Below are 9,028 nucleotides of genomic sequence, written 5' to 3'. Positions count from 1 at the left end.
CACGAGCGCAATCCCGGCTGGACCCGCGAGGAGGTCGAGGCGGAGATCCACGCCCAGCTCGGCACCCGCAAGGCGATCTGGCTGCCGCGCGGCCTCACCGGCGACTATCCGCCCGGCGGCTTCGGCACCCTGGGCCACGTCGACATCGTCGCCGCGTTCGCCCGCCCCGGCGTGGTCGTCGCCCACTCCCAGCCCGACCCCGCCCACCCCGACCACGAGATCACCGAGGAGATCATCGGACTGCTGCGGGCCCAGACCGACGCGCACGGACGGCCCCTGGAGGTCGTCGAGGTCCCCGCGCCGACCGAGTTGGAGGCCGACGGCCGCTGGGCCGACCACTCCTACATCAACCACTACCTGTGCAACGGCGGAGTCGTCCTCTGCGCCTTCGACGACCCCCGCGACGAGACCGCCGCCGGGATCTTCCGCAGGCTGTTCCCCGACCGCACGGTCACCCTCGTCGACGCCCGCACGATCTTCGCCGGCGGGGGCGGCATCCACTGCATCACCCAGCAGCAGCCCCGGGCCGGCGTCCGGTAGAAACGTAGGGATGACCACACCACCGGCCGAACCCGTGCGCATCCTGCGCTGCGCCGCCTGCGACCGGCCCCTCACCGGGCCACTGCGCCTGCTGCCCGAGGCGCCCGAACGTCCGCCGTACGACGGGCGGAAGAACCCCGACGGCTCGCGGGGCGCCCCGTCGACGATGCCGCTCGGGACGTACGCGGTGGATCCGCTGCCGTGCGGGGCGCCGTACGTTCCGCACCCCGATCCCGAGTGGATGGACGTCGCCCATCCCGGCAACGCCGTGCAGTTGGACCCCGACGGGCCGGGATGCCTGATGTCCGCCGGGCCGCGCGACACCCAGGTCGTGCACCCCGGGGACACCCGGCGGTACCTGTCCCCGGACCCGGCCGTCCGTGAGTCCGGATGCTGCGACGTGGGACGCGCGGGGCCCAACGAGCTGTGCGGAGGGTGCGGTGCGGTGGTCGCGACGCTGTTCGCCGGCTGCACCGGCCCCTACGAGACCCACTTCCTGCCCGACGCCGTCCGCGTGGCCGCCCCATGACCCGCCGCCGCAACACCGCCCCGCCCCGCGAGGAGGTCCTCGGCGCCGCCATGGCCATGATCGCCGAGCGGGGCCTGGAGCAGCTCACCATGGCGGCGCTCGGCCGCGAGGTCGGCATGAGCAGCGGCCATCTCCTCTACTACTTCCACTCCAAGGACGAGCTGCTGCTGCGGACCCTGGAGTGGAGCGAGGGCCGGCTCGGCACCGAGCGCGCCCGGCTCCTCACCCGGACCGCCCCGGCCCGCGAACGCCTGGACGCGTACGTCGACCTGTACGTCCCCGACGGCCACCGCGACCCCCACTGGACGCTCTGGCTGGAGGTCTGGAACCGCTCGCAGAACGCCGACGACGAGGCCCGCGACCGCCAGGCCGCCATCGAGGGCGCCTGGCACCGCGACCTGGTGGCGCTGCTCGCGGAGGGCATGTCGCGCGGCGAGTTCCGGACCGTCGACCCCGACCGGTTCGCCACCCGGCTGCGCGCCCTGCTCGACGGCTTCTCCATCAACGTGGCCATCGGGCTGCGCGGGGCCGACCGCGACCGGATCCTGTCCCACGTACGGGAGTTCCTGGACGAGTCCCTGGGGTGAGCGCGGCACGCGCCCGCGCACAGCGCGCTGTTCGCATCCTGAGACGGAGGGTGAGCGCCGGGACGGTCTGTGCCAGACTGCCCCCGTGCTCTCGTTCGCCATGATTATTGGCAGCAGGCGCGCCGGTCCGCAGTGACCGCCACGTACGACCACGTACGGGCGGACACCGTCGTCCTCGACCCGCGCGCAGACCTCTCGCACCCGCGAGGGGTTTTTCGCTTTTCTGGCCCACCCCCAGCCGGGAACGCAGCGCGCGGGATGATGGGAGGACGGTGGAGCCGGTCATTCCGGTACAGACCGAGATCCGACATCAGGAGCCGAACACCATGACGGAAACCAGCGAGCTCGACGACTCGTTCCACGTCTTCGACACCACCCTGCGAGACGGCGCCCAGCGTGAGGGCATCAACCTCACCGTCGCCGACAAGCTGGCCATCGCTCGGCACCTGGACGACTTCGGAGTGGGCTTCATCGAGGGCGGCTGGCCGGGCGCCAACCCGAGGGACACCGAGTTCTTCGCCCGCGCCCTGAAGGAGATCGACTTCAGGCACGCCCAGCTCGTCGCGTTCGGCGCGACCCGTCGCGCCGGCGGCAGAGCGAGCGAGGACCCGCAGGTCAAGGCGCTCCTCGACTCCGGCGCCCCGGTGATCACCCTCGTCGCCAAGTCCCACGACCGCCATGTGGAGCTGGCGCTGCGCACCACCCTGGAGGAGAACCTGGAGATGGTCCGTGACACCGTCTCCCACCTCCGGGAGCAGGGCCGCCGGGTCTTCGTCGACTGCGAGCACTTCTTCGACGGCTACCGCGCCAACCCCGAGTACGCCAAGTCCGTCGTCCGCACCGCCGCCGAGGCCGGCGCCGACGTCGTCATCCTCTGCGACACCAACGGCGGCATGCTCCCCGCCCAGGTCCAGGCCGTCGTCTCCACCGTCCTCGCCGACACCGGCGCCCGGCTCGGCATCCACGCCCAGGACGACACCGGCTGCGCGGTCGCCAACACCCTCGCCGCCGTCGACGCGGGCGCCACCCACGTCCAGTGCACGGCCAACGGCTACGGCGAACGCGTCGGCAACTCCAACCTCTTCCCGGTCGTCGCGGCCCTGGAGCTGAAGTACGGCAAGAAGGTCCTCCCCGACGGCGCCCTGCGCGAGATGACCCGCATCTCCCACGCGATCGCCGAGGTCGTCAACCTGACCCCCTCCACGCATCAGCCGTACGTGGGTGTCTCCGCCTTCGCGCACAAGGCGGGCCTGCACGCCTCCGCCATCAAGGTCGACCCCGATCTGTACCAGCACATCGACCCCGAGCAGGTCGGCAACACCATGCGGATGCTGGTCTCCGACATGGCGGGCCGCGCCTCCATCGAGCTCAAGGGCAAGGAGCTGGGTGTCGACCTCGGTGGCGACCGGGAGCTGATCGGCCGGGTCGTCGAGCGGGTCAAGGAGCGCGAACTCAAGGGCTACACGTACGAGGCGGCGGACGCGTCGTTCGAGCTGCTGCTCCGCGAGGAGGTGGCCGGCAAGCCGCTGCGCTACTTCAGCACCGAGTCCTGGCGCGCGATCGTCGAGGACCGCCCCGACGGCAGCCACGCCAACGAGGCCACCGTCAAGCTGTGGGCCAAGAGCGAGCGCATCGTCGCCACCGCCGAGGGCAACGGCCCGGTCAACGCCCTCGACCGCGCCCTGCGCGTCGCCCTGGAGCGTATCTACCCCCAGCTCGCCAAGATGGAGCTGGTCGACTACAAGGTCCGCATCCTGGAGGGCAAGCACGGCACCAACTCCACGACCCGCGTGCTGATCTCCACCACCGACGGCGCCGGCGAGTGGTCCACGGTGGGCGTCGCCGAGAACGTCATCGCCGCCTCGTGGCAGGCCCTGGAGGACGCCTACACGTACGGCCTGCTCCGGGCCGGGGTCGAACCCGCGGAGTGACCACCCGACAGGCCGATGGGCCGCGCCCGGCGGGACCGGGGCGCGGCCTCCACCCGTCCCGCGCCGACCGGGGCGCCGCCCGTGGCCCGCGGCACCCACCGGGAATCCCTACCGGACCCGTGCCCCGACTCTCGCTCGAACGGTCGTGCGGTCACCCTTGAAGCGGCGCCCTCGGCAGGAGCGGAACCCTCGATTCCGGTTCCGGGCGGTCCGATCGTCCGTTTTGCCGGTGACCGAGGTAGCTTCGAAGGTATGAAGGGCGCACCGGTCCGGTCTCTGACCCGCCTCCTGATCGTGCCGCTCATCGCCGCCGCCCTGGCGGTGCTGGCGGTCGGTGCGCCGGGCGCCCGCGCGGCCACGGGCCTCTCGACGGTGGCCGCGGCCCTGCGCGAGAGCCCCGTCTACGTCGACCCGGCCGCCTCCGGTCTGCTCGCCGCGTCGGACGCCGAAGCGCTCGCCGACAAGATCGTCGACGCGGACGAGCCGGTCTTCGTGGCGGTCCTGCCGGCCGGCTACCCCACCCAGGACCTCTTCCGGAACCTCCGCACGGAGACCGGCATCACCGGCCTGTACGCCATCCGCCTCGGTGACCGCTTCGACGCGAGGGCCGACGCGAGCGTCCTGCGCCCACGGACCGTGTCCAACCTGGTCGCCGCGGCACAGGGTGCGGGTGACGCCAAGGCCCAGCTCAACGACTTCGTGGACGACGCCCTGCGCAGCAACCCGGGCGGCACGGCCCCGTCGAGCTGGAGCGGCGGCGGAGGCGGGGGCGACGGCGTGGACGTCGGCGCCCTGGCCGCCGCCGGCGCGGTGGTGGCGGCGGGCGGTGTCGGCGCGTACGCCCTGGTCCGCCGGCGGCGCCGCCGGGAGGAGGCGGAGCGCCGCGCGGCCCTGGACAAGCTGCGCGTGGTGGTCGACGAGGACATCACCGCCTTCGGCGAGGAACTCGACCGGCTGGACTTCCACCCCGCCGAGGCGGGCGCGGACGACGCGATGCGCGCCGACTACGAGCGGGCCCTCGACGCCTACGAGCAGGCGAAATCGCTGATGGCGGCGGCCACCCGCCCCGAGGACGTGCGCGCGGTCACCCAGGCCCTGGAGGACGGCCGCTTCTCCCTCGCCCTGCTGGCCGCCCGCCGGGAGGGCCGTCCGCTGCCCGAACGCCGTGCCCCCTGCTTCTTCGACCCCCGCCACGGCCCGTCGGTCGCCGACGTCCTGTGGACCCCGCCGCTGGGCGGCGCGTCCCGCGAGGTCCCGGTGTGCGCGGCGGACGAGGCCCGAATGGCGGACGGCCAGGAGCCCATGGTCCGCGAGGTGGAGACGGTCTCCGGCGCCCGCCGCCCCTACTGGGACGCGGGCCCCGCCTACGGCCCCTGGGCGGGCGGCTACTTCGGCGGCGGCATCCTCCCCGGCCTCCTCGTCGGCACGATGCTCGGCAGCATGATGGCCACCCCCTCCTACGCGGCCGTCTACGGCGCCGGCTACGGCGACTTCGGCGCGGACGGCGGTTACGGCGGCGGTGACGTCTCCGGCGGCGACTTCAACACGGACGACTTCTCCGGCGGCTTCGGCGGCGGTGACTTCGGAGGGGGCGGTGACTTCGGAGGGGGCGGCGACTTCGGCGGCGGCTTCTGAGCACGGACGAGTGACGAGGACGGGCACGGGCCCGGCGCGCCGAGCGCCGGGCCCGTGGACGTCGTACGGAGTGGTGCCGGGATGCCGGTTCAGAGCGTGGCGGCGGCCGACGCTATCTGGGAGGCGAAGGTCGAGACCTCGGAGTAGACACCCGGTGCGTTGGGCCGGGCGCAGCCGTCGCCCCAGCTGACGATGCCGACCTGGATCCAGGCGCCGGCGTTGTCGCGGCGGAACATCGGGCCGCCCGAGTCGCCCTGGCAGGTGTCGACGCCGCCCGAGGCGAAGCCGGCGCAGATCTCCTCGCCGGCGACGAGGCCGCTGTAGAGGCCGCCGTAGGCACGGCAGGTCGCGTCACTGATGAACGGGACCGTCGCCTTGAGCATGTAGCGCTGCTGGGCGCCGCCCTCGCGGGCCGCTCCCCAGCCGGCGACGGTGAAGTCACCGGTGTTGTACTGGGTGTTGGTGGCGATCTTCAGGGTCGGCAGGTTGATCGGCTGGGCGAGCTTGATGAGCGCCCAGTCCTTGCCGGTGCCGTTGTAGCCGGGGGCGCGGTACACCTTCGTGGAACGGACCTGGACCCGCCCGCTGGTGCTCTGGAGGTCCACTACACCGGCGGTGGCGGTGATGCTCGTGTTGTTCCCGGTCGCGCCGACACAGTGCGCGGCGGTGAGGACGATCTGCTGCGTGTACAGCGCGCCGCCACAGCCCATCGACAACCGGACCATGAACGGGAACTCGCCCTGTGCCGCACGTGTGCCGCCGACGACCGGTGACGGGGCGGCCTGGGCCGCCGAGACCGGCTGGAGGCTGGCGATCGCGAGCGCGGCGGCGCCGACGGCGGCGCATCTCTTCAGGGCGGTGATGAGTCGCTTCAAGGTGATGCCTTCCGTGGGGGGTCGAGCATGCGGGGACTCGTGCAACCGAACCGAACCCAGACCTGACGAGAGCATGCCAAATCAGCGCCGGGGAGCGCCGCATGCTGGCATGCTCAAATCAATTTCTGTTGCTGGATTATGGGAACGCCGCAACCCCTCACACAAGAGGTCCGAACCAGCCACCTGGTTTCCCGTTGTGTCCGCCTGTAGGACAGGAACTGGCCTACAGGCCGTCTAGCGTGGCCTCATGGTCACTCACGACAGCACCGAGGCCCCCGCGCCCGACGAAACCCACGTGCCCGCGGACGCGCTGGCGTTCGAGGACGCCGACCGGCTCGACGCGTGGCTGGGCGCCCATCCCGCGCCGCACCCCGGTCTGTGGGTGAAGGTCGCCAAGAAGGGGAGCGGGATCCCCTCCGTCGATGCCGGGGAGGTCAATGACGTCGCCCTCTGCCACGGCTGGATCACCGGGCACCGGCGCCGGTTCGACGAGGCCCACTATCTGCAGCGGATCACACCGCGCAGGCCGCGCAGCGACTGGTCGATGGTGAACGTGCGCAGGGTCGGGGAACTGACCGCCGAGGGCCGGATGCGCCCCGGCGGTCTCGCGGAGGTCGACGCCGCGAAGGCGGACGGGCGCTGGGCGTCGGCGTACGCGTCCCAGAAGGAGGCGGCCGTACCGGAGGATCTGGAAGCGGCCCTCGCGCACCGACCTCGCGCCCGACAGGCGTTCGACCGGCTCGGGAGGACCGACCGCTATCTCCTCGTGCTGGGCCTGCTCAAGGCCCGTACGCCCCAGACGCGTGCCGCCCGGCTGGGGGCGGCACTGGAGAGGCTGGAGGCGGGGGGACCGGAGTGAGGACCGGCCGCTCCCCGGTGGGTCGCCGGCCGGTCCGTCCCACTTCCCCTGGCCCGGGTCACTCGGCGTCGCGGATCGCCGAGATGTCGAAGCGCAGCTTGATCTTGTCGGAGACCAGTACGCCGCCCGTCTCCAGCGCGGCGTTCCAGGTGAGGCCCCACTCGGAGCGCAGGATCTCCGCCTTGCCCTCGAAGCCGACGCGCTCGTTGCCGAAGGGGTCCTTGGCGGCGCCGTTGAACTCCAGGTCGATGGTGAGCGGCTTGGTGGTGCCGAGGATGGAGAGGTCGCCGGTGATGCGGTAGTCGTCGCCGCCGAGCGCCTCCGCGGAGGTCGAGCGGAAGGTCATCGTCGGGAACTCGTCCGTCTTGAAGAAGTCCGCGCTCTTGAGGTGGCCGTCCCGGTCGGCGTTGCCGGTGTCGATGCTGTCCATCGTGACGTCGAGGGAAGCGGTCGAGCGGGACGGGTCCGTGCCGTCGAGGTGCAGGGAGCCCGAGAAGTCGAGGAAGCTGCCCTTGACGTTGGTGACCATGGCGTGCCGGGCGACGAAGCCGAGCGTGGTGTGGGACGCGTCGATCGTGTAGTCGCCGGTCAGCGCGGCCAGCTCGGGGTTCACCGGGGAGGCGGTCGCCACGGCCGTCTCGGAGGCGGTGGTGTCGTTCTTGCGGCCGAAGATGCTCATGACGTGCTCCTTGGAGGTGATGTCGTTCAATGTTCAACTAACTGAACACGGCCCACCGTAGACCTATTCCGTTCAAGTTTCAACCTTGTCGAGTGGGTGATCGTCAGGTTACACAGCGTTGATATCCGCTCGCGGAGGTGATACGGCATGGGCATGACCCCCACGCGTCGTACGTTCCTGATCGCCGCGACCCTGGCGGCAACCCCCACCCCCACTCTCGCGCACGCCGCACTCTCCTGCGCCGACGAGCCCGAGCCGGACGCGCCGGAGGAGTTCGAGCCCGACGAGCACGAGCCCGACGAGTTCGAGGCGCTCCGCCACCGCTGGCTCACCATTGCCCTCGGCACCGGCTACGACCCCACCGCCGAGCCCTACGCCTCCCGTCTCCGGGAGACCGGCGAACTGGCCCGCGGTTTCCGGGCGACCATGGCGCCCGCTCCCCGCTCCCTCTGGCCCGACCGCCCCTTCGACCCGCCCGCCGGCATCACCCAGAGCTACGCGCGGCTGTGGACGATGACCCAGGCGTACGTCCAGCGGGGCACCGGCTCGACCGGCGACGCCACCCTCCTCGCGGACATCACCCGCGGCCTCGACCACCTCTCCGAGACCGTCTACAACGTCTCGACCACCCGCTACGGCAACTGGTGGGAGTGGCAGATCGGCAGCCCTCGCCTCCTGACGGACATCGTCGCGGCCCTCCACGACGAGCTGACGCCCGCCCGGCGGGACGCCGCCTGCGCGGCGGTCGACCACTTCGTCCCCGACGCGATGCTGCGCGAGTACACCGGCACCTCCACCGGCGCCAACCGGGTCGACCTCTGCCGCTCCGTCGCCCTGCGCGGCATCCTCGGCCGGACCCCCGAGAAGATCGCCCTCGCCCGCGACGCCCTCTCACCGGTCTTCCCGTACGTCACCCAGGGGGACGGGCTCTACGCCGACGGCTCCTTCGTGCAGCACACCTGGGTCGCCTACTCGGGGACGTACGGGCAGGTGATGCTGGACGGACTGGGGCGGTTGTTCGCCCTGCTGGCCGGGTCCTCCTGGCAGGTCACCGACCCGGGCCGGCAGCTCGTCCTCGACAGTGTCGAGCGGGCGTACGCCCCCCTCATCCACGACGGCCTGGTCATGGACACCGTCAACGGCCGGGCCATCAGCCGCGGACACCTCAAGAGCGACGACCGGCACGTCCTGCGGGGCGACCACTTCCACGGACAGGCGCTCATCGCGGCGATCGTCCTTCTCGCGCTGGGCGCCGGCGCGGCCGAGCGCGAGCGGTGGCACGGACGCGTCAAGGGGTGGATCGAACGCGACACGGTGACCCCGATCCTCACCGCCCCCCAGCTCGGCGTCGCGGACCTGGCCCGGCTCCACGCCGTCGCGGCGTCCCCGGCAC

Annotated in this window: 8 protein-coding genes and 1 pseudogene; 7 read left to right on the top strand and 2 right to left on the bottom strand. The window is 72.1% G+C overall.

Going from position 1 to position 9,028, the window contains the following annotated elements; translation table 11 throughout:
- The 5 genes from AOK23_RS06105 to AOK23_RS06085 all read left to right on the top strand — a co-directional run.
- Positions 1–540 (top strand): agmatine deiminase family protein (locus tag AOK23_RS06105; RefSeq protein WP_169800278.1); only part of this gene is annotated, 540 nt, incomplete at its 5' end.
- Positions 541–550: 10 nt separating this feature from the next.
- Positions 551–1,069 carry a hypothetical protein gene (locus AOK23_RS06100; protein WP_240496275.1) on the top strand — a complete coding sequence of 173 codons (519 nt, stop codon included), beginning with the start codon at positions 551–553 and terminating at the stop codon, positions 1,067–1,069.
- Complete coding sequence (locus tag AOK23_RS06095) at positions 1,066–1,656, top strand: TetR/AcrR family transcriptional regulator (protein WP_055711714.1); 591 nt, start codon at positions 1,066–1,068, stop codon at positions 1,654–1,656. Before AOK23_RS06100 ends, AOK23_RS06095 begins: the two co-directional genes overlap by 4 nt.
- Positions 1,657–1,982: 326 nt before the next feature.
- Positions 1,983–3,587: a citramalate synthase gene (gene cimA, locus AOK23_RS06090; RefSeq protein WP_055711716.1), complete on the top strand. Its 1,605-nt coding sequence runs from the start codon at positions 1,983–1,985 to the stop codon at positions 3,585–3,587.
- 252 nt (positions 3,588–3,839) lie between these two features.
- Positions 3,840–5,222, top strand: coding sequence for a hypothetical protein (locus tag AOK23_RS06085; RefSeq protein ID WP_055711713.1), 1,383 nt, complete (start codon positions 3,840–3,842; stop codon positions 5,220–5,222).
- Positions 5,223–5,311: 89 nt separating this feature from the next.
- On the opposite strand, the gene AOK23_RS06080 is transcribed toward AOK23_RS06085, so the two are convergent.
- On the bottom strand, positions 5,312–6,097 hold the full coding sequence (locus AOK23_RS06080) for a S1 family peptidase (RefSeq protein WP_055711712.1): 786 nt from the start codon (positions 6,095–6,097) through the stop codon (positions 5,312–5,314).
- Between the two features lie 247 nt (positions 6,098–6,344).
- On the opposite strand from AOK23_RS06080, the gene AOK23_RS06075 reads away from it, so the two are divergent.
- Entirely contained in the window at positions 6,345–6,956 is a 612-nt protein-coding gene (locus AOK23_RS06075; protein ID WP_055711711.1) for a YdeI/OmpD-associated family protein, read from the top strand.
- Between the two features lie 58 nt (positions 6,957–7,014).
- Here the strand turns inward: AOK23_RS06075 and AOK23_RS06070 are convergent, their stop codons facing one another.
- Complete coding sequence (locus tag AOK23_RS06070) at positions 7,015–7,635, bottom strand: YceI family protein (protein ID WP_055711715.1); 621 nt, start codon at positions 7,633–7,635, stop codon at positions 7,015–7,017.
- A 153-nt stretch (positions 7,636–7,788) separates the two neighbouring features.
- Here AOK23_RS06070 and AOK23_RS06065 point away from each other — a divergent pair.
- A pseudogene (locus AOK23_RS06065) lies at positions 7,789–9,028 on the top strand (lyase); the annotation flags it as partial.

Source organism: Streptomyces torulosus, assembly GCF_001419765.1.
Taxonomy (GTDB): domain Bacteria; phylum Actinomycetota; class Actinomycetes; order Streptomycetales; family Streptomycetaceae; genus Streptomyces; species Streptomyces torulosus.
The sequence above is the reverse complement of the archived record's forward strand: the minus strand, read 5'-3'. Positions and strand labels throughout refer to the sequence as shown.

Coding starts and splice junctions, on each gene's coding strand:
- AOK23_RS06070 (WP_055711715.1), bottom strand. CDS start 7,635: ATGAGCATCTTCGGCCGCAAGAACGACACCACCGCCTCCGAGACGGCC.
- cimA (WP_055711716.1), top strand. CDS start 1,983: ATGACGGAAACCAGCGAGCTCGACGACTCGTTCCACGTCTTCGACACC.
- AOK23_RS06100 (WP_240496275.1), top strand. CDS start 551: ATGACCACACCACCGGCCGAACCCGTGCGCATCCTGCGCTGCGCCGCC.
- AOK23_RS06085 (WP_055711713.1), top strand. CDS start 3,840: ATGAAGGGCGCACCGGTCCGGTCTCTGACCCGCCTCCTGATCGTGCCG.
- AOK23_RS06095 (WP_055711714.1), top strand. CDS start 1,066: ATGACCCGCCGCCGCAACACCGCCCCGCCCCGCGAGGAGGTCCTCGGC.
- AOK23_RS06075 (WP_055711711.1), top strand. CDS start 6,345: ATGGTCACTCACGACAGCACCGAGGCCCCCGCGCCCGACGAAACCCAC.